Source organism: Aminivibrio pyruvatiphilus (assembly GCF_004366815.1).
In the GTDB taxonomy this organism is placed as follows: Bacteria; Synergistota; Synergistia; order Synergistales; family Aminobacteriaceae; genus Aminivibrio; species Aminivibrio pyruvatiphilus.
Genome location: NZ_SORI01000006.1, coordinates 1 through 18,895 on the forward strand (window position 1 = coordinate 1; position 18,895 = coordinate 18,895).

The window sequence follows — 18,895 nt, forward strand, 5'->3', positions numbered from 1 at the left end:
AAGACCTGAAAAACCTGAAAAAGGGTAAGAAAGAAAGGAAACGGGGAAACGAAAACAGTTCATTTCCCCGTCCGGGGAGTTATCCCTTTACTTGAGGGAACGAACCTGCGGATTTAGGGGAACAGTGGCATCTTGACCTTTCCTGATTGGTCATGGTAGACTGATCTAACAAAGACTCTATTTCGGAGGTGAATACATCATGGAAAGAAACGGAATAACCACAATGAAGGGAAATCCCATGACCCTGGTGGGTCCCGAATTGAAGGTCGGAGACAAGGCCCCCGACTTTACAGTGCTTGACCAGACCATGGGGAAGAAGACCCTCAAGGATTACGACGGCAAAATAAAGGTCATCTCGGTCACCCCGTCCCTGGACACACCCGTGTGCGACCTGCAGATCCACTGGTTCAACGAGGACGCTGCCAACCAGCCCGCAGACGTGGCGGTGCTGAACATTTCCATGGACCTGCCCTTCGCCATACGGCGGTTCTGCGCCACCGGAGGCATCGACAAGACGGAAGCCCTTTCCGACCACAGGGACGCTTCCTTCGGGACCAACTGGGGCGTGCTGATGAAGGAGCTCCGCCTCCTGGCCCGGTCCATCTTCGTGGTGGACAAAGAGAACGTGATCCGGTACGTGCAGATCGTCCCGGAGCAGACCACAGAGCCTGATTACGAGGCAGCCCTGACCGCCCTGAAGGCGCTGGTGTAGATTCCTTTTCGTCACTGCGCTGCGGGACCCGGGAAAAACCGGGTCCCGCAGTTTTATCAGTGGTTCCGGAACCCTGTCATCCTTCCGTGCTGAGAAGCTTCCTGGCCACGTCCTCCAGCACCGCCGACACGGAAGCCACTTCCTCGCTCGAGGCGGCGATCCCCTCGATGAGACGGGCCTGCTCCTGGATGATTTTCAGCAGGACTTCCGTGTTTTCGTTGATCTCGTAGGTGGAGGTGCGGAAGTAGTCGAGGATGTCCCTGATGTGCTTCGCCGATTCCGTGGACCGGACGGCGAGCTTTCTCACCTCGTCGGCCACTACGCCGAAGCCTTTTCCCAGTTCCCCGATCCTCGAAGCCTCGATGGAGGCGTTGAGGCCGAGAAGGTTGGTCTGCTTGGCCACCCCTTCGATGATTCCCACCACCTGCTCGGTGCCGGCCACCCGCTCCACGGCGGTTCCGGTGATGGAGATGAGGGTCTCCCCGGCGGCACGCATCTCCTCCATCTGGCCGTTCATTGTCTGGAGGGCGTCGGCGATCTGGCTGGTGGTGGCCCGAAGGGTTTCGGAGGTCTCCCGGATGGAGTTCTGCCTTTCCACGTTTTCCGCCAGGATGACGCAGCCCACCGCTTCACCCCCGGCATTGAACACCGGCATGGAGTGGGCGATGTAGGGGATGCCGAAGGGGGATTCCTCTTTCCCGAACTCCTTGACTATGGGCCGTTTCTCTTTCATGCACCGGCTCCCGGCCGATCCCTCGGCGAGCCTGTCCCCCGGCTTCCTGTTGATGTTGATCGTCCTGCCGGGTACGTAGGCGATGTAGGTGTCGCCCTCGATGACGGCAAAACTCATGTCGCCGGGGATAAACCTGTGGATGATACGGGCGGCTCCCGCAAGGGCCCTCAGGGCCTCCCGGCCCTCCAGCGTGCGTATTTCCCCGATTTCGTTCATGGTGACCACCTTCCCCGGTTGCCCGTTCGGTTTTCTTTTCCGTTCAATATTACAGGAACCTTTCCTCCGATAAAAGAGGATACAATAAACACCGAAAAAAAGTGCAAAGGAGTGTTGCCCGTGATAGCAAACCTGTTCGACTGTTTCTTTTTCGACCTCGACGGAGTGCTGTACGTGGGGGGAGAAACCACGCCCGGCGCGGCTGAGAGCCTGGATACGCTGAGAAGTATGGGGAAGGCCATACGGTTTCTGACGAACAACCCCACCACACGGGTTCGCATCGCTGACCGACTGCGGGGGCACGGCATCGCCGCCGAGATGGACGAGATCGTCACCGCCGGTTCGGCCACGGCGAAATACCTCGCCGAACAGGGAATCACACGGGCATGGGTCATCGGCGAGTCCGGCCTCCACAGGGAGGTTGAGATGGCGGGAATTCTGCCTGCAGGTGAAAAGGACTGCGAGGCGCTCGTCCTCGGCTGGGACGAGACCGCCACCCTGGCCATGGTCCGCAGGGCAGCCCTGGCGGTGCGGAACGGGGCGCTCTTCGTGGCCACGAACATCGACCGGACATTTCCCACGGCGGAAGGACCCGTGGCCGGGGTCGGCGCCCTGGTGGAGGCAATCCGAACAGGATCGGGCAGAGACCCGGTGGTGGTGGGCAAACCCTTTCCGCCCATGTTCAGCGAAGCCCTCACTTCGGCGGGTTTTCCCAGGGACCGGACAGTGATGGTGGGAGACACGCCCGAGGTGGACATCCTGGGTGCTCACCGGGCCGGCGTCTCCGCTATCCTCATGGGCGGCGCCCCCCTTTCCGGAGAGGGCGATTTCCGGCGTCCCGACGGGCACATTTCCTCCCTTCCGGAACTCTTTTCGCCCGGGAGGACCTGCGGCAGGTGGTCCCTTCCGACAACGGAGTGAGCCTTTCTACCCGCTTTTACCGGGACTCCTCCTCCGGGTGAAGGTTCCTCACCCGGGCAGCAAAACGGTCCATCTCCTCTTCAAGGGCTTTCGCCAGGGGAAGAATTTCTTCCGCCGGATGTTCCTTTTGCAGGAGCTTTTCGATTTTCGCCGAGAGAGAATTGATTGCCTCAAGGCCGAGGGAAAGGGACACCCCCCTGAGTCCATGAGCCCATTGACACGCATCTCCCGCCATTCCCGCTTCCAGGGCGGCCGCTATTCGCCTGCCGTCTTTTTCGTGCTGGTCGGCGAACTGGCGGAGAAGTCCGAGAAAGAAGGGGACATCCCCCCGTACCGATCTGAGCCCGGTTCGGACATCAAGTCCGGGAAGGGCTTCAAGCTCCGGCGGAAGAGCCGCTGGTGGAGAAGCCGACGGAACAGCCGGGCATATTTCAGGTTCGGGAACGGTTCTCCCGCCGTGAATACGGGGAATCCATTCCGCCAGGGTCATCATGAGCCCGTCGGGTTCGAGAGGCTTGGACAGGTGGGCATCCATTCCAGCCCCGAGACATCTTCTGCCGTCTTCCTCGAAAGCATTGGCGGTCATGGCCACGATAGGGACTGTCTTTCCCCCCGGGAGGGCCCTGATGGCGCGGGTGGCCTCCAGGCCGTCCATCACGGGCATCTGCACGTCCATGAAGATCATGTCGAAGACACCAGGCGAGCGGCCGAATATGTCCACGGCCATCCGGCCGTTCTCCGCGATGGTAGTTTCCATTCCTGCGGAATCGAGGAGCGCGCAGATCACTTCCCGGTTGACCTTGTTGTCCTCAGCCAGGAGAACGTGCCCTCTGCGCGGTTCCTTTCTTTCTCCGCCGGTATCCCCGGACCTGATCCCTGTCGGAATTGCCGGCGGCGATTCTGCCAGGAGGTCGCAGAGCCTGGATGGAGTGAGCGGTTTGGCCAGAAAGCGGTGTTGTTCCGTCCGCCGGGCGCCTCCGAAGGGAACCAGAAGGTACAGTTCCGGCAGGTGAAGGCCGCCGGCCGCCCTGAGGGCCCCGGAGGTAATGATTCTGTCGGCCCCGGGCATGTCCCGGTCAAGAAAGAGGAGATCCCAGGGAGCGTCACTTTCTTCCGCCCTCCGTATTTCATCCAGGGCGGAAGGAACATCGGAGGCCTCTCCCGCCTGCATTCCCAGCTCTCCAAGCATCCGGGCGAGGATCTCCCGGTCCTCCGGCGACCGGTCCGCCACAAGGGCCCGTCTGCCAATGAAGGATACGAGGCGGTCGCTCTTTTCGGGAAGGGAGGAAGAGACACCGAAGGGGATTTCGAAAATGAAGGCGCTTCCCTTTCCGGGCTCGCTCTCAGCCCGGATGTTTCCTCCCGCCATTTCCACGAGCCGCCTGCTGATGGCGAGCCCCAGTCCCGTGCCTCCGTACTGCCTGGTAGTGGTGGCATCAGCCTGCATGAAATCCGTGAAAAGATCCTCCATCTGCTCCCCTGTCATGCCGATGCCCGTATCGAACACTCCAAAGCGCAGAAGCACCGAATCATCCCGCCACTCCGCCGCCTCTGCCGTTATGGAGACCCCTCCCTTTTCGCAGAACTTGATGCCGTTGTTCACGAGGTTCAGGAGCACCTGGCGGAACCGGCAGTCGTCCCCCAGGAGCACCGGGGGGATGGACCGGAGGTCCGTTCTCAGTTCCAGGCCCTTGCCGGAAGCTTCTTCCGCCACGAGACCGCAGACCTGGTCGATGATCCGGGACGGCTCGAACTCCCGGATTTCCATTTCAAGGCGGTTCGCCTCGATCTTGGAAAGGTCGAGGACATCGTTGATGATCCTGAGAAGCTGATGGGACGCCTCCAGCAGCCTGTCGGCGTATTCCTGCCGGGCGTCGTCCGCGGGGGATTTTTTCAGAAGGTGGGCGAATCCGATGACGGCATTCATGGGAGTCCGGATTTCGTGGCTCATGTTGGAGAGGAAAGCGCTCTTCGCCCTGCTCGCCGCCTCAGCCCGCTCCTTCAGCTCGTTCGCCAGGGCGGTCTCGTGGGTGAGCTGCTCCCGCAGAAGCTTGTCCGTGGAGATGTCGATAATGTACATTATGGCGTGGGTCACCCTGCCCTCCCGGTCGAAGACGGGATGACAGTACCACCTGTAGTATCCGCCCTCCCGGGCCCCGGACGTCTCCTCCTGGAAGGGCAGCCCTGTCGCGGCAACCTCCCTGAGAGGGCAGACCCTTTCAGAAGGTGAGCAGGGCCCCTGCGTGCCGAAGAACAGTTCGTGACAGGTTCGTGCCCCTTCGGGGCGGAATGCCGCAGCGGCGTCGTTCTGTATGACAAGGGAATAGTCCGATGCGTCGATGACGCAGAAAGGATAAGAGAAGGACTTGAGTATGGTGGTGAGAAAGCTCCGCTCCACGTCGAGCTTCTTCATGGCATTTTCGAGGTCCGCCGTACGGTAGGCCACAAGGTTTTCCAGGTTCTGGCGGTAGAGTTCGAGGCGCTGCTCGGAATTCACCTGGAGGGTGACGTCCCTCACGGTCCCCAGGCCTGCGGCGGGAACCCCCCGGGAGTCGAATTCCACCTCCGCCCGCTCCTCCAGCCAGCGGGTTTCGTCTCCTCGGAGAATTCTGTGGCGGAGGAAGTAGGGCTCTCCCCGGAGAGCTCTGTTCCAGGCCTCTTCCACCGTTTTCCTGTCGGCGGGAAATATTAGGGAATAAAACATCTCGAGAGTGACGGGGCTTCCCGAAGGAACGCCGAAAATCCTGTATGTTTCTTCGGACCATGCGATCACGTTCCCGGGAATGTCAATCCGCCAGTGGCCTGTCCGGGCCACCTCCTGGGCCTTTTTCAGGAACATTTCGCTCTCCTTCAGTTTTTCGAGAGCATCGAGCCGTTCCCTGTTCAGGAGGACCATCCCCGCCTTGCCGGCGACTTCGGTGAAAAAGAGGGTATCCTCCGCCGTCCACGGGGAATCCCCGTTCCGGCACTCCAGCAGGAGGCATCCGAAATTTCTGTCCCCGAAGACTATGGGAAAGTGAAGGGCGGTACCCGGAAGGCCGGAGGAAACATCCTCCCCGGCCTGGAGGACGGAAAACCTGGTGACTCCGAGGTCCCTGCCCAGAAGCTCCGAAAGATCCGATTCAAAACGGGAAATATCCCCGGCCGTGACGGAGTCCAGGGAGACAATTTCCTTCATGAGACGTTCATACAGGGCGAGCCGTTCCGCACGGGCCGGCGAGCTCCTGTGGGCTGTGCTCCGGGCTGTGTTCTTTCCTCTCCGGTACAGGTACCTCCCCGGAAGAATGCCCTTTCTCATGCTTTCACGCTCCCTGCCGTTCATACGGCACAGCCCTTCCCGTACGGAAAGGGCTGTGCCGGAACCAGTTTCAGCTCAGCGATGCCAGGACATACCCGACGACGATGGACACTGACCAGAGGATCCCCCCAAAGAGCATGCCCCCGGCTCCCGCCTTTTTCACCACGGAACGGTGGAGACCGAACCCCACCATGTAGAGGGCCGCGGCCATGAACACCTTCCCCGCAGAAGCAAGGCTTTTGAAGAGGACCGGGAAGGGAAGCACCGAGGCGGCGGCCGACGCGAGAAGAAAGAGAACGATGAAGAGGGGTACCGAGAGCTTTCCCTTCTCTCCCTGCCGGAGGGAGAGGACAAAGACGATGGGGGTGATCCACAGGGTCCGGGTGAGCTTCATGATGGTGGCCGTGGACAGGGAGGTATCCCCCAGAAAGGCGGCGGCACCCACCACGGAACTGGTGTCGTGGATGCTGAGGGCGCACCAGATGCCGTACTGCTCTGGGGAAAGAGACACCGCACCGGCCAGCAGCGGAAAGGCGAAGAGGGCCACGGTGTTCAGCAGGAAGACCACGCCCATGGCGACCCCGATCTCTTCGTCCCGGGCCTTCATCACCGAGGAGACGGCGGCTATGGCGCTGCCGCCGCAGATGGAGGTACCGAAGGTGATGAGTTTCATGGTATCCCCGTCGAGGCGGAAGAACCGGAGCAGGAAATACCCCAGGGAGATGATCACGCCAAGGCTCACCGCCGTCTGCCAGAACCCCTGTCCTCCCACGGAGATCACCTGCCCGATGTTCAGGCCGAATCCGAAGAGAACCACCGCCGTGTTGAGGGCGAGTTTCCGCATTTTCCCGAGGCCTGACGGAGCCGCCGACGGCACGGTGTTGCTCACCGCCGCGCCGAGAAGCAGGGCAATGCCCACCGCCCAGGTCTTCGTGACGGGAAGGAGGGCCAGCAGCACCACGAGGGCGAGAGAGAGAAGAAACGGGACGTTCGTTCGTTTCAGTTCCACTAAGGATTACCTCCGGCCGTCCTCCGGAAACAGCTCCGGGTCGAAATATTTCTGGTAGTGGAAGAGGGCGGACACTCCTCCGGTGTGAAGGAAGAGGATTTTTTCTCCCTTCCTGCAGAACCCCTGCCGGATGAGGTCGATCATTCCGGCGAAAGCCTTTCCGGTATAGACGGGATCGAGCAGGATGGATTCCATCCGGGCCAGCAGGACCACTGTCTTCGTCATGGCGGGGGTGGGCAGGGAGTAGCCCTCGCCCACATAGCCGTCGAAGCACTGGATGAGGCTGTCGGGCAGAGGCTCTTCGATCCCGAGAAGCCGGGCTGTTTCACGGGCGACCTTTTCGACGAGGGGAACCTGCAGGGAATTCGGGCGGCTGATGTTGATTCCGGTGAGGGGAATCCCCGAGCGGTTGGCCCAGAGTCCCACGGCCAGTCCCGCATGGGTGCCGGAGCTGCCGCTGGTGGTGAAAATCCGGTCGAAGGAGACGCCCTTCCGGAAGGACTGGGAGAGGATCTCCTCGGCGCAGGCCACGTAGCCGAGGGCTCCCACGGCGTTGGATCCGCCGCCCGGAATGATGTAGGGTTTCCTGCCCGATACCCTGAGCTCCGCTGCTGTCTTTTCCATTTCGGCGGTCATATCGGCTCCGCCGGAGACCACCCGAATGGAGTCCACTCCCATGAGCTGGAAGAGGAACATGTTCCCCGAGGCTCTCTCGGAATACGTGCCGGGAACCCGCTCCTCGATGATGAAGTGGCACTCCATCCCCTCCTTGCGGGCTGCGGCGAGGGTGAGGCGGCAGTGGTTCGACTGGGGGGCGCCGCAGGTGATCACAGCGTCCGCTCCCTTCTCCAGGGCGTCAGCCATGAGAAATTCGAGCTTCCTGGTCTTGTTGCCCCCCGGGAAGAACCCCAGGAAATCATCCCTCTTGATCCATATCTCGGGGCCGTCAAGAAAAGCGGACAGTCTGTCGAGCCGTTCCAGGGGCGTTTCTCCTTCGGTGTACCTGCGGCGGGGAAAACGGGCGAGATTCACTTTTTCCAGCTCCTTTGATAAAAAATCGAATCTTTCATAAACAGTATACCTTACGGAGGAACAAAAAGAAAAACGTCCCCCCCGGACAGCCGGGAGGGACGCAGAACGATGTTCGTGCAAGAGGAGCTATGCCGCCCCTTCCTCCAGGGATTCCGCAAGGATGTACATCTCGCCGCTCCCGCTGGAGGTCTGAAGCCGGCCCGCAATACGCACGGGGGAACCTTCGCCCTTTCCGCGGAGCCATTCCTGCAGGGCAGGATCAAAGACCCGGACGGGAAGGAAGCTCGTCCGCTCCACGCCGTCATACCCGACGCTCGGATGCCTCAGCGAAAATCTCAGGTAGACGCCGTTCCGGTTTCTTCCGGCCATGTCGCCTTTGGGAAGGTGGATCGAGCCGGTGACCGTGACAGAATTCTCGAAGTTCAACAAAAATCCAACTCCTTGCTCGTTATTGATCCCCCGTCATGAAGGGGTGAAGGAACGATACCACTCTTTGGCCTTTTTCGCAAATTTTTCTTTATTCCTGAATCCGCGGGCTATTGAATGAACCCCTTCTCCCGGAGGAAGGCGGCGGCGATGTCTTCGGGATCCTCTCCTTCGTCGAAGGCCAGGTTCATGGCCGCCATGGCCTGCTCGTCGATGGCCCCGCTGATTTTCTCCACCACGGGGACGAGGCCGGGATATTTTTCCGCGAGGGGCACGGGCAGCACGAAGGCGGCGCTGTAGTCGGGGAAGAAACTTTTGTCGTCCCCGAGAAGGGCGAGGTTGAGCTTTTTTATCCGGGAGTCGGTGGAATAGGCCGCGATGACATCCACTTCATCCTGGGCGAGGGCCATGTACATCATGGCGTACTGCATGGGAAGCACGTCCCTGAAGGTGATGCCGTAGCGCTCCGACCAGCCGGGGTATCCGTCCAGGCGGGTGTCGAAGTTCTCATCGCCTCCCAGTTTCCATTTCGGGGCATGCTCCGCCAGGTCGGAGGCCTTTTTCAGGCCGAGCTTTTCGGCCCTCTCCGCCTTCACGGCCATGACATAGGTGTTGTTGAACCCCACCGGGCGGGTCCAGGTCATGTTGAAGTTCTTCTCGAAGCCTTCCTTCACCATTGCGAAGGTTTCGTCCGAAGGCTTCGACTCCCCCTCGTACCGGAGGATTCCCGTGAGCTGGGTACCCGTCCATGACGGATAGAGGTCGATCTCGTCCGCGGCCATGGCCTGGTGGAGCACGGCGGAACCGGCGAACTCGGTGTTGATAGTGGTTTTGAGGCCCGTGTGCCCGTCGATGAGGAGCTTGGCCATCCAGGCGAGGATGATTGTTTCGTTCACGTTCTGCGAGGCGATGCGGATCGTCCCCCTGTAATCCATGGGGTTGCCTGCCGCAGCGGAAGCGCCGGCGGAACCTGCGAAGAGAACAAGCGCGAGAACAAGTGCTGTCAGTTTTTTCATGGTGTCACTCTCCTTTTTTGGGATTCTTTTCAGTCGGTGTCATCTGCCGCCCCGTGCCTGGCGGCGAGCCGGACCGCCCTGGCGGAGGGGTTGAAGTAATCCTGGGCCCTCTTGAGAATCCAGTCGGCGAAGAGGGCGAGCAGGGTGGCCGGGATGGCGCCCGCAAGAATGATTTCGTTCCGTATGGAGGAAAGGCCCGAGAAGATGAGCCGCCCCAGTCCGCCCCCGCCGATAGCGGAGGCAAGGGTGGCCGTGCCGATGGTCCAGACCATGGCCACCCTGATGCCCGCCACAAGAACGGGCCGGGCCAGGGGAAGCTGAACTTTCACCAGGATCTGGAAGTCGGTCATTCCCATGCCCCTGGCTGCCTGCACATAGGATTTCGGGACGCTCCGGATGCCTGTGTACGTGTTCTGGATCACCGGGAGCATGGCGTACAGGAAGAGAGCACAGATGGCATTGTCGTTGCCGATGCCGAAGACGAAGATGAGAAACCCCAGGAGCGCCAGGCTCGGAATGGTCTGGAACACGTTGGCCAGGCCGATGATGTAGGGGGCCGCCTTTTCGTTCCTCGTGAGGAAAATGCCCAGGGGAACGCAGACCATCACGGTAATGCCCACCGCGATGAGGGAGATCATGATGTGCTCCCCCGTGAGGTTCAGGATGCGCATATAGTTTCTTCCCACGTAGGTGATGAAAAGATCCCATAAGGGCCGCTGCTCAATCATGACTGCTTCCCCTCCTCCCTGCCGCTTCTGAGCCGCTCCACCGCCAGCCGTGCCAGGGCTGCCGACGTGATGACGCCCAGAAAGCGCTCGTCCTCCCCTACGACAGGGATGGAGATATCCCTGTCGGCGAGCATTTCCGCCGCGTCCCGGAGGGTGGCGTCGCCCGCGTAGAGCTTTCTTTCCCGGTAGATGCCCTTCATTACCGTCTCTCCGGCTGACGCCGCCCGGCGCACCCGGCCGAGAAGGGCCATGCCGAGCCACTGGCCGCTTTTGGGATCCACCACCTGGATGAACTCCCTGTCGTTCTCCTCCATGCGCTCGAGCACGTCGGCAGCAGACTCCCACGGGGCCGACATTCCCCAGGGCTCCTCCACGATGGATTCCGCCGGGTCGTCGGGCGACATGCGCGAGAGCCTGTCCTCACCGATGAAGCTCCGGACGAAGTCGTTTTTCGGCGAATTCCGGATATCCTCCGCCGTCCCTTCCTGCTCCACCCTCCCCTTCCGCAGGATGACGATCCTGTCGGAGATGCGGATGGCCTCCCCCATGTCGTGGGTGACGAAGACGATGGTTTTCTTCAGGTTCTTCTGGAGGGAAACCAGTTCGTTCTGCAGTACCTCCCTGCTGATGGGGTCGAGGGCGCCGAAAGGTTCATCCATGAGGATGACCTTCGGGTCCGACGCCAGGGCCCGGAGCACGCCGATCCTCTGTTTCTGGCCGCCGCTGAGCTGGTCGGGAAGGCGGAACCGGTATTTCTCCGGCGGAAGCCCCGCCATGGAGAGAAGTTCGTCCACCCTGGCCCGGGTTTTCTTCGCGGACCACCCGAGCAGGGAGGGCACGACGGAGATGTTTTCCGCCACCGTCAGGTGGGGGAACAGGGAAATTTCCTGCACCACGTACCCGATGCGGCGCCGGAGCTCCACGGGGTCGCACAGGAGGATGTCCTCCCCCTCCACGGTGATTGTTCCCGACGTGGGTTCCTCCAGGCGGTTGATCATCTTGAGGGTGGTGGTCTTTCCGCAGCCCGAAGGGCCGATGAGGCTCACCAGCCCGCCGCTCCGTATTTCAAGATCCAGGCGGTCCACGGCGTTGGTGCCGTCGGGATAGGTCTTCGTCACTTCTTTGAAGACCACGCCGCCCTGTGTGCCGGGCAGATCTCCGTTCATTCCCGTTCCCCCTTTCTTTCCGCGAGCACCTGTCCGAGGGCTTCCAGGAAGAAGGAATTTTCTTCCGCCGTTCCCACGGTCACCCGGATGGAGCGGGGAAAGCCCCAGCCCCCGCAGGGGCGGACGATGACGCCCTTCTCCAGGAGCATGCGGGACACCTCCGAGGCGTCCAGGGGGAGGGTGAAGAAGATGAAGTTGGTGCTGGACGGGAGGACCCGGAGGCCCATGGCCTCAAGGGCGAGGGACACACGCTCCCGCTCCGAAACGATGGCGTCCAGAGCTTTCCGGAAGGCTTCGACGTCCTCCCGCAGGGCCGCCGAGGCTCCCGCGATGGCCGTACGGTTGGCGTTGAAGGGCTCGCTCACCGTGTCGATAACCGTAACAAGCTCCGGCCGGGCGAGGGCGTAGCCGATTCGCGCCCCGGCGAGGCCCCACGCCTTGGAGAAGGTCCTCACCGCCACGAGATTCCGCCTTTCTTCGAGGAGAGCCTTCGTGCGGGGAAGCCTTCCTTGAGCCGCAAACTCGCCGTAGGCTTCATCGAGGACAACCCACGTCCCCTCCGGGAGGCAGCGCACGAAGTCCTCCACCTTTTCGGGATGCAGGGCCAGCCCCGTGGGGTTGTTGGGGTTGTTCAGCCAGACGAGCTTCGTTTTGCCCGTTATCGCCTTTCTCATTTCCTCAAGGTCCATGGAAAAATCCTCTCCGAGGGGAATTTCCCGGAGGACGGCCCCCATGACGAGGGATATTTCCCGGTAGAGCCCGTAGGTCCCCTTTGGCAGGACAACCTCGTCGCCCGGGTCGAGGAAGACCTTCCCCATGGTCTGGAGCATGCCCTCCGCCCCGTGGGACAGGGCGACCCATTCGGGTCCCAGGCCGGACTGACGGGCGATGAGCCCCTTCAGCTCGCGGAAGGAAACATCGGGATAGGTGTTCAGCCTGCCGATCTCTTCGGCCATGGCCGCCCTGGCCGCCGGAAAGGGCCCCCAGGGATTCTCGTTGGACCCCAGCTTCACTATTCTCTCGAGGCCGAGCTCCCGCCGGACCTCCTCCACGGTTTTGCCCGGGGCATAGGGGGAGGCCGATAAAACCGCCTTTCTCACTCCGGGGATCATATCCTCGCCCCCTTCCGGACCTTCACTTCGATGATGGACGGCGTGGAGACCTCAAAAGCCGACTCCAGCGCCTGCCCTATACCGGCGCCCCCTTCGGGGGCGAAATAGGGAATTCCGTAGGCCTGCGCCAGAGACCGGAAATCGGGGTTCCAGTGATCCACGGCGATCCTGGGGCCGCCCTTCCTGTCCTGGGTGCGGCGTATTTCGCCGAATCCGCCGTCGTTCCAGAGCACCACGGGAAGGCAGATCTTCTCCTGCACACCCACCGCCAGCTCCGGAAGAGTGAACTGGAATCCTCCGTCTCCGGTGAGGACCGCAACCCTGCGGTCCGGGAAGGCGCACTTTGTCCCGAGGCCGCCCGGAAGGGCCGCCCCGAGGGTGCCGAACCCGACGGGGTGGAGGAACGTCCTGGGCCGGGAGCAGGGATATTCACTGATGGCGCAGTACGCCGCCCCCGTCATGTCCGCCCAGAGGACGCCCTCGGCGCCAAGAGCCCCTGCAAGGGCCGAGACGGTGTCAAGCAGCAGGGGAAGCTCTTCTTCCACGCCGAGAACGGAACCCAGGGCCTCCCGGCATTCACCGAGGACGGCCGTCCTGCCGGGGAAGGACACGCCGCCCCTGTCGTTCACCGCTCCCGCAAGCATGGGGACCACCTCCTCGCACCTGCCCCCGAGGAACAGGCCCTTCCGGGACGAGGCGAAACCTCCGTCCGTGTCCACCGAGATCATCCCGTCCGGGAAGAGAAACTCCTCTTCCCACAGGTCCGTGGGGGAAAGCTCGGTTCCAAGGGCGAGGATACAGTCCGAATTCCGCAGCAGCTCCTTCACCGCCGGAAAATGAAGCCGCGCACCGAGGCAGAGGGGGTGGTCGTCCGGGAGGATTCCCTTTCCCGCCGAGGTCAGCGCCACGGGAGCGGAGAGCTTCTCTGCGAGGAGCCTCACCGCTTCTGCCGCTCCCGCGGCGCCTCCTCCGGCGATGATGAAGGGCGACCGGGCTGCTGACAGGCTCCGGGCAGCTTCGCCGGCAAGCCCTTCAGGAAGGGGGTGTCCCTCTCCGCGCACCGGTTCACCGGCGGGCAGGCCGCAGGGTTCGTCGAGATAGTCCAGGGGAATCTCCACGTGCACGGGCCCCGGCCGTCCTTCGACGGAGAGCCTGAGGGCCCGCTCAACGAGAAGAGGAATCTCCTCCGGTGACGACGCCCGGAAGGAACCCTTGGCGACCGAGGAGGACATGACGGTGGAGTCCCGAAGTTCGTGAAGGTAGCCGGAACGGCCTGAAAGAAACCGCGAGGGAATCTGGGTGGTTACAGCGACCATGGGGACCGAATCGTGAAAGGCCTGGCCGAGGGGCGTGAGGATATTGGTGAGTCCGGGTCCGGTGATGGCGAGAACCACTCCCGGTGTTCCCGTGGATTTGCCCCATCCGTAGGCCATGAACCCCGCCCCCTGTTCGTGGCGGGTGGTAATGTGCCTTATGGGGCCGGATGCGAGACCTTCGTAAAGAGAAAGGTTGTGAATGCCCGGTATGCCGAAGAGAACGGAAATGTTCATGCGCTCCAGGACCCGGACGGCTGTTCTTCCGCCGGTATTCCCTGCCATTGAATCGACCTCCTGATGGAAAATGATGGTATTGTACGAAACGGGACGCCCCCCTTCCGGGGGGCATTCCGATGAACACCAAAACGGGAAAATGACAATAGATGATGAATTCCTGGCGACGGAGTTCCTGGCAAAAATCGCAGAAGCGGATCAGGGGATTGGAAAAACCGGTTTGTTCCGGCACCAGGATAAGACGCTGCTATCCATGATGCCGCACACCATCTGCACGCACTGCAATGCGCGTCCCGAAGCAACCATTCGGCCCGGAGGCCGGAACCGGGGAGGACCTAAACCAGTGCTTCGATGGCCGTCACGTTGATGTACATCTCGCCGCTTCCCAGGGATGAGCGCACATCCCCCTGCACTCTCACAGGCACCCCTTCCTTCAGGTCCTTCATTTCTTCCTGGATGCGGGGGTCATAAATCCTGGCGAGAAGAAAGTCCTTTCTGACGCTCCCGTCCGTCCCCGGCGTGTCCTGGCGCACCGAAAAGGGCATGTATTTCTTCGGCTTGCCGGCGCTGGCCTCGACGCGGATCAGATGGAGCGTCCCCGAAACCGTCACGATGTTCTCCGTCAGCATCTGGACATCAACTCCCATTCCCTGAAAGTGTGTGTTGCCTCTGCCTGGAAACCTCGTCATCATCCTGTTCTTTACATAATACGCTCATATTTTACCTTTTTTTCCCCCGTTTGTCTCCCGCCTTTTCCGCGCAAATGTTTCGTGCATCATATCTTCTATCCTTCAATTCTCAGCCGAAGGAGCGTTTCCTCCAGTGGGGCGCCGGTTTTCCTGTCCCATCCCCTGGCGTCGTAATATTCGTCAAGCATGAGATCGTAGTTCCGGACGGCGCTTTCCGGGCTGCCGGCATATTTCCCGAAGGCAGGCAGGGTCCGCGCCCTGTCCGGGAGACGGTCCTGTTCTCTTCCGAAGCCCTCACGGCAGTTGAAGAGGCGCTGCAGGTTCGTCACCCGCTCCGCCGTCTCCAGAAGCTCCTCTCCCGTCACGCTCCAGCCCGTCAGAGCCGAGAGCATGGCCGCATATTCCCTTGGGGTTATGCCCACGTACATGTAAAACTTGCAGGTGCCGAGGATGTCGGGGAGAGCCCCTCCGTCCTGCAGGATCCTGGTCGCCTCGCCCTTTCCTTCCTCGTCCCATCTGTTGAGCCTTCCCGGTTCGGGCAGACCGAAGGGAACCAGCCCGAAGTCGGTGTGGGCGCAGTCGTAGGCCACCGTTTCGAGGGGATGGATATGGCACATGCCCCTGTTGCCCGTGCCGTAGCTCACGGCAAGGGTCTTGCCTGCCCGGGGATCGTGGCAGGGCCCCTCCAGGCCCTTCACGTGAACGGCGAACCGCTCCGCCCCTCCGCCGATTGTTTCCGCCGCCCTCCTGACGCCGTCGGCGAGAATATCGCCGATGCCTTCCCTGAGGGCGATCATCTCCACGAGCCGGGGAAGAACGGCGCCGTTCCCCCAGGAAAGATCCAGCCCCCCCGCTGCCTCAGGGGAGACCAGTCCCTTCTCCGCGCACTCGAACAGGAAGCCGATGACCGCTCCCGTGGAAATTGTATCGATGCCGAGCTCGTTGCAGAGGTACCCGCAGTGCACGGCACAGTCCACGTCCTCGTTGAGAACATAGGCGGTGAAGGATCCCACGGTCTCGTACTCTCCCCCGTCGTGTTCGGGAGTCTTCCAGGGACCGTTCTCAACGCGGACCTTCCGCCCGCACTTCATGGGGCATCCCTTGTAGCAGCCCGTGGAGGCCACCTGGTTTTTCCCGAAGAAATGGGAGGAGACCGCCTCACCCTTTCCCCAGGAGTTGGACTGCCAGTTTTTCGTGGGAAGGTCGCCGATCCGGTCGGAGTTCTCGTACCCTCCCATGGTGCCGAGTTCCGTGAATCCCGGCGTATTGGGGCTTTCCTTCACGATCCCGTGGGCTGCGCGCACCTCACGCATCCAGGCGGCGGGATCGGCGGGGGTGATTCTTCCAGTTCCCTTCACCGAGACGGCGGCCACGTTCTTCGAACCGAGGACGGCTCCGGCCCCGATGCGCCCGGCGGCCCTGTGGCCCACCATGACGGAGGCGAAGAGCACGCCCTTTTCTCCCGCCGGGCCGATGGTGAGGACGGAATGCCCTTCAAGGGCTTCCCGCTCCTTCACGAGCTTCTCTCTTTCCAGCACCTTCCTGCCGGTGAGAAAGGCTCCGTCCCGGAGCTCCACTCTGTCGTCGGTGATAACGATATGCACGGGACGGTCCGAGGCGCCGGAGAGCACGACGAAGTCGTACCCCGCCCGCTTCAGCTCCGGACCGAAGTCACACCCGACTCTGGCCTCGCCCCATCCCCCGGTGAGGGGAGACTTGCAGCAGACCGACAGGCTTCCGCCGCCCGGAACGGCATTGTCCGTGAGGGGACCGGTGGCGAGGATAAACAGGTTTTCCGGGCCCAGGGGGTCCGCTCCGGGAGGCACTCCGTCGTAGAGGAGACGGGCGGCGTACCCCGTTCCTCCAAGCCAGGGCCGTATGGTTTCAGCGGAAAGTTTCTTCCGGGAAATCCCGCCGGACGTGAGGTCGATCCACAAAATCGTGCCGGCGTAGCCGAACAGTTTCTCCATGAGACCAGCTCCTTTTCCGCTTTTACTATACCAGACGGCGGCACGGATCCCCCCATGAAAAACGCCCCGCCCGGACCCCGGGCGGGGCTTCCTGCCTGATGAGACTGAGGGCTTCGGGACAAAGGATGCTCATTTCCCTTCCGCTTCGGTCCTCGGGCGATGAACGTAGACGCTGCATGGGGCGTTGGCCACCACCTTGGCCGCCACGCTGCCCAGGAAGAACCGCTCCATGGCTCCCAGCCCCCGGTGGCCGATCATGATCATGAACGCCCCGTTCTCCTCGGCGAACTTCACGATCTGGTCGTAGACCTTTCCGGACCTCACCGAAATGGACATCCTGGGAATGGTCTTCCCGAGGGCTTCCATTTCCACCTTGATAAACTCCTCGAACTGCGCCTTTACTTCTTCGTCGGACGGCGGGATGACCACCGTCCCTTCCCCGTAGAACACGGGCTTATGCTCCGAAAGGGCGATGACATGGAGAAAGAGCATGTCGGCATCCGGTTCGCGATTTGCGTAATGGATGGCGTAATCCACTACGCCCCTGCTGGCCTCGCTTCCATCGATCGCCACGACGACTTTCTTCATCTGAATCCCTCCTTCGCCGCCCGGAAAACGGGCGGGCAAATCCCCGGTACCACCAGCCATGGAAGGTTTTCCCGGAACAATTATAGCACAAAATTCGCTATCTAGATTGAATTATTAGTTTATTTAACCCTGCCTCCGAAACCGGAGGGCGGAGCCTCTTTCCCTAAATCCGCAGGCAGCGGGGAGCGTCACCGGTGCTCGCTTGGGCCGTCGGTGCAGATTGTCATCCTTGACAACTGCACCTGAAACCGACATCCATGTCGGTTTCTCGGTCCGGGCGCTGTCCCCCAGGGGATCATCTCTTCGCCCCTGGGGGGCGAATTCACCTTATGCCCGGCGACACTCCCTCTGCCAGGAAAAGCTGCGGATTTAGGCTTTCGCAGCTCTCTCCTTTTTCTCCTCTCCATGCTAGAATTACGCTGAATATACCCACTATTGTTCTGGGAGGCTGGTCATTGTGAATCGTTCCGTAGGTTTCCGTACCGCACTGCTCCTTCTTCTTCTCTTTTTCCTGGCAGCGGGTTCCTGGGGCCCGGCGTTCGCCCAGGATGAGGTCACGACCCATATCGAGCTCATCCTGGACGCTTCGGGGAGCATGTGGGCAAAACTCGGCAGCTCCACCCGGATCGAGGTGGCGAAGGATGCCCTCGGCAAAATCATCGACGACCTGTCGGAGCGGAAAGGGATCGCCGTGGGGCTGCGGGTCTACGGCCACAGGACAAACGACTGCAAGGACTCGAAGCTGGAGATCCCCATCGGCCCCCTGGACGGAAAAAAAATGAAGGATTTCATCGGGAAAATCAAGCCCAAGGGGAAAACCCCCATCGCCTATTCCCTCCAGGAGGCGGCGAAGGACTTCCAAAAAGACTTCACCGGCAGCAAGGTGATCATCCTCGTCACCGACGGACTCGAAAGCTGCGGCGGAGACCCCTGCGCGGCGGCGAAGGCCCTGGCGGAGAAGGGTATCGTCTCGAAAATCCACGTGGTGGGATTCGGAATGGACAAAAAATCGGTCTCCCAGCTCGAATGCATCGTGAAACCGTCCGCAGGTCTTCTCCTGGAGGCGAACAGCGCCGCCGAGCTTGCGAAGGCCTTTGATACCATCGTGAAGACAGCGCTGGACACGAACCTGGAGGTCAAGGGGCTCGACGGGAAAGGGAACCCGGTCGCCATGAAGGTCTCCGTTCTGCAGGAAGGGGATGAGATCTTCACTGAAGAGGGCGAAACGGTGAAGAAGAATCTCCCCGAGGGAAGCTACCTCGTGCGGGCAACAGCGGCCGACACGGGGGAAGAAGTCTTCTTCGAGGGAGTGGACCTGGTGGAGGACAAGCTCACTTCCCTGAAAGCGGTGTTTTCAATTGCCCGGATCCGGGCCAGGGCGCTGGACAGCACCGGAAAGCCCGTCCATGCGGAATGGGAGGTCTTCGGGAAGGAGAACCAGGAGGAACCCGTGGTTCGCTTTTCCGGCTCCGACTGGATCACCGAAGTGCTCTCGCCTGGGGAATATACCCTCAGGGCGCGCCACAATGACACAGGGATGACCATGTCGGCAGAGGCCGCTCCCGGAGACGGCGAGACGGCGGTCGTGGAGCTCGTTTTCGCCCAGGGCAAGCTGATTCTCTCGGGCCTCGACTCCAACGGCAAGCCGGTCTACACCGACTCCGCCGTCTACAGGGCTCCCTACGACAAGGACAATCCTGACAGAGTGGGCACCGACGGCGGCAACACC

The 18,895-nt window shown here is 61.5% G+C and carries 16 protein-coding genes; 3 read left to right on the plus strand and 13 right to left on the minus strand.

Annotated features, from left to right (window positions below; translation table 11 throughout):
* Nucleotides 1-199 precede the first annotated feature (199 nt).
* A complete protein-coding gene (tpx, locus tag C8D99_RS05895) occupies nt 200-712 on the plus strand; it encodes a thiol peroxidase (protein WP_133957206.1) in 513 nt (170 codons plus the stop codon).
* Between the two features lie 76 nt (nt 713-788).
* On the opposite strand, the gene C8D99_RS15660 is transcribed toward tpx, so the two are convergent.
* Nucleotides 789-1,661: a methyl-accepting chemotaxis protein gene (locus C8D99_RS15660; RefSeq protein ID WP_133957207.1), complete on the minus strand. Its 873-nt coding sequence runs from the start codon at nt 1,659-1,661 to the stop codon at nt 789-791.
* A gap of 120 nt (nt 1,662-1,781) precedes the next feature.
* Here C8D99_RS15660 and C8D99_RS15160 point away from each other — a divergent pair, with 120 nt between their 5' ends.
* On the plus strand, nt 1,782-2,582 hold the full coding sequence (locus C8D99_RS15160; protein WP_166670033.1) for an HAD-IIA family hydrolase: 801 nt from the start codon (nt 1,782-1,784) through the stop codon (nt 2,580-2,582).
* Nucleotides 2,583-2,598: 16 nt separating this feature from the next.
* Here C8D99_RS15160 and C8D99_RS05910 read toward each other — a convergent pair whose 3' ends face one another.
* The 12 genes from C8D99_RS05910 to C8D99_RS05965 form a co-directional block, all read right to left on the minus strand.
* The gene (locus tag C8D99_RS05910; protein ID WP_166670034.1) at nt 2,599-5,880 is read right to left on the minus strand and encodes a response regulator; all 3,282 of its coding nucleotides are present in this window, start codon (nt 5,878-5,880) and stop codon (nt 2,599-2,601) included.
* 70 nt (nt 5,881-5,950) lie between these two features.
* The gene (locus C8D99_RS05915) at nt 5,951-6,889 is read right to left on the minus strand and encodes a YeiH family protein (RefSeq protein ID WP_133957209.1); all 939 of its coding nucleotides are present in this window, start codon (nt 6,887-6,889) and stop codon (nt 5,951-5,953) included.
* 6 nt (nt 6,890-6,895) lie between these two features.
* Entirely contained in the window at nt 6,896-7,921 is a 1,026-nt protein-coding gene (cuyA, locus tag C8D99_RS05920; RefSeq protein WP_133957210.1) for a D-cysteate sulfo-lyase, read from the minus strand.
* A 126-nt stretch (nt 7,922-8,047) separates the two neighbouring features.
* Nucleotides 8,048-8,347 (minus strand): DNA-binding protein, encoded by a 300-nt coding sequence (locus tag C8D99_RS05925; RefSeq protein WP_133957211.1) that lies wholly within the window; start codon nt 8,345-8,347, stop codon nt 8,048-8,050.
* A gap of 110 nt (nt 8,348-8,457) precedes the next feature.
* A complete protein-coding gene (locus tag C8D99_RS05930; protein ID WP_133957212.1) occupies nt 8,458-9,363 on the minus strand; it encodes a glycine betaine ABC transporter substrate-binding protein in 906 nt (301 codons plus the stop codon).
* A 29-nt stretch (nt 9,364-9,392) separates the two neighbouring features.
* Complete coding sequence (locus C8D99_RS05935) at nt 9,393-10,091, minus strand: ABC transporter permease (RefSeq protein WP_133957213.1); 699 nt, start codon at nt 10,089-10,091, stop codon at nt 9,393-9,395.
* Nucleotides 10,088-11,257: an ABC transporter ATP-binding protein gene (locus C8D99_RS05940; protein ID WP_133957214.1), complete on the minus strand. Its 1,170-nt coding sequence runs from the start codon at nt 11,255-11,257 to the stop codon at nt 10,088-10,090. The genes C8D99_RS05935 and C8D99_RS05940 overlap by 4 nt, the downstream gene beginning before the upstream one ends.
* Nucleotides 11,254-12,369 carry a histidinol-phosphate transaminase gene (gene hisC / locus C8D99_RS05945; RefSeq protein WP_133957215.1) on the minus strand — a complete coding sequence of 372 codons (1,116 nt, stop codon included), beginning with the start codon at nt 12,367-12,369 and terminating at the stop codon, nt 11,254-11,256. The genes C8D99_RS05940 and hisC overlap by 4 nt, the downstream gene beginning before the upstream one ends.
* Nucleotides 12,366-13,967, minus strand: a complete 1,602-nt coding sequence (locus C8D99_RS05950; protein WP_133957216.1) for a thiamine pyrophosphate-binding protein — start codon at nt 13,965-13,967, stop codon at nt 12,366-12,368. Before C8D99_RS05950 ends, hisC begins: the two co-directional genes overlap by 4 nt.
* Nucleotides 13,968-14,254: 287 nt before the next feature.
* Nucleotides 14,255-14,548, minus strand: a complete 294-nt coding sequence (locus tag C8D99_RS05955; RefSeq protein WP_133957217.1) for a DNA-binding protein — start codon at nt 14,546-14,548, stop codon at nt 14,255-14,257.
* Nucleotides 14,549-14,703: 155 nt separating this feature from the next.
* The gene (locus tag C8D99_RS05960) at nt 14,704-16,578 is read right to left on the minus strand and encodes an aldehyde ferredoxin oxidoreductase family protein (RefSeq protein ID WP_133957218.1); all 1,875 of its coding nucleotides are present in this window, start codon (nt 16,576-16,578) and stop codon (nt 14,704-14,706) included.
* Nucleotides 16,579-16,707: 129 nt separating this feature from the next.
* Complete coding sequence (locus tag C8D99_RS05965; protein WP_166670035.1) at nt 16,708-17,166, minus strand: universal stress protein; 459 nt, start codon at nt 17,164-17,166, stop codon at nt 16,708-16,710.
* Between the two features lie 457 nt (nt 17,167-17,623).
* Here C8D99_RS05965 and C8D99_RS05970 point away from each other — a divergent pair.
* Nucleotides 17,624-18,895, plus strand: a 1,272-nt coding sequence (locus C8D99_RS05970) for a vWA domain-containing protein (protein WP_133957220.1), incomplete at its 3' end; no start/stop codon positions are given.

Bases quoted from the DNA above. Each gene is read 5' to 3' on its own strand.
- C8D99_RS05930 (WP_133957212.1), bottom strand. From the start codon at position 9,363: ATGAAAAAACTGACAGCACTTGTTCTCGCGCTTGTTCTCTTCGCAGGT.
- C8D99_RS05910 (WP_166670034.1), bottom strand. From the start codon at position 5,880: ATGAGAAAGGGCATTCTTCCGGGGAGGTACCTGTACCGGAGAGGAAAG.
- C8D99_RS15660 (WP_133957207.1), bottom strand. From the start codon at position 1,661: ATGAACGAAATCGGGGAAATACGCACGCTGGAGGGCCGGGAGGCCCTG.
- hisC (WP_133957215.1), bottom strand. From the start codon at position 12,369: ATGATCCCCGGAGTGAGAAAGGCGGTTTTATCGGCCTCCCCCTATGCC.
- C8D99_RS05950 (WP_133957216.1), bottom strand. From the start codon at position 13,967: ATGGCAGGGAATACCGGCGGAAGAACAGCCGTCCGGGTCCTGGAGCGC.
- C8D99_RS05940 (WP_133957214.1), bottom strand. From the start codon at position 11,257: ATGAACGGAGATCTGCCCGGCACACAGGGCGGCGTGGTCTTCAAAGAA.
- C8D99_RS05955 (WP_133957217.1), bottom strand. From the start codon at position 14,548: ATGCTGACGGAGAACATCGTGACGGTTTCGGGGACGCTCCATCTGATC.
- C8D99_RS05960 (WP_133957218.1), bottom strand. From the start codon at position 16,578: ATGGAGAAACTGTTCGGCTACGCCGGCACGATTTTGTGGATCGACCTC.
- C8D99_RS05965 (WP_166670035.1), bottom strand. From the start codon at position 17,166: ATGAAGAAAGTCGTCGTGGCGATCGATGGAAGCGAGGCCAGCAGGGGC.
- tpx (WP_133957206.1), top strand. From the start codon at position 200: ATGGAAAGAAACGGAATAACCACAATGAAGGGAAATCCCATGACCCTG.
- C8D99_RS05935 (WP_133957213.1), bottom strand. From the start codon at position 10,091: ATGATTGAGCAGCGGCCCTTATGGGATCTTTTCATCACCTACGTGGGA.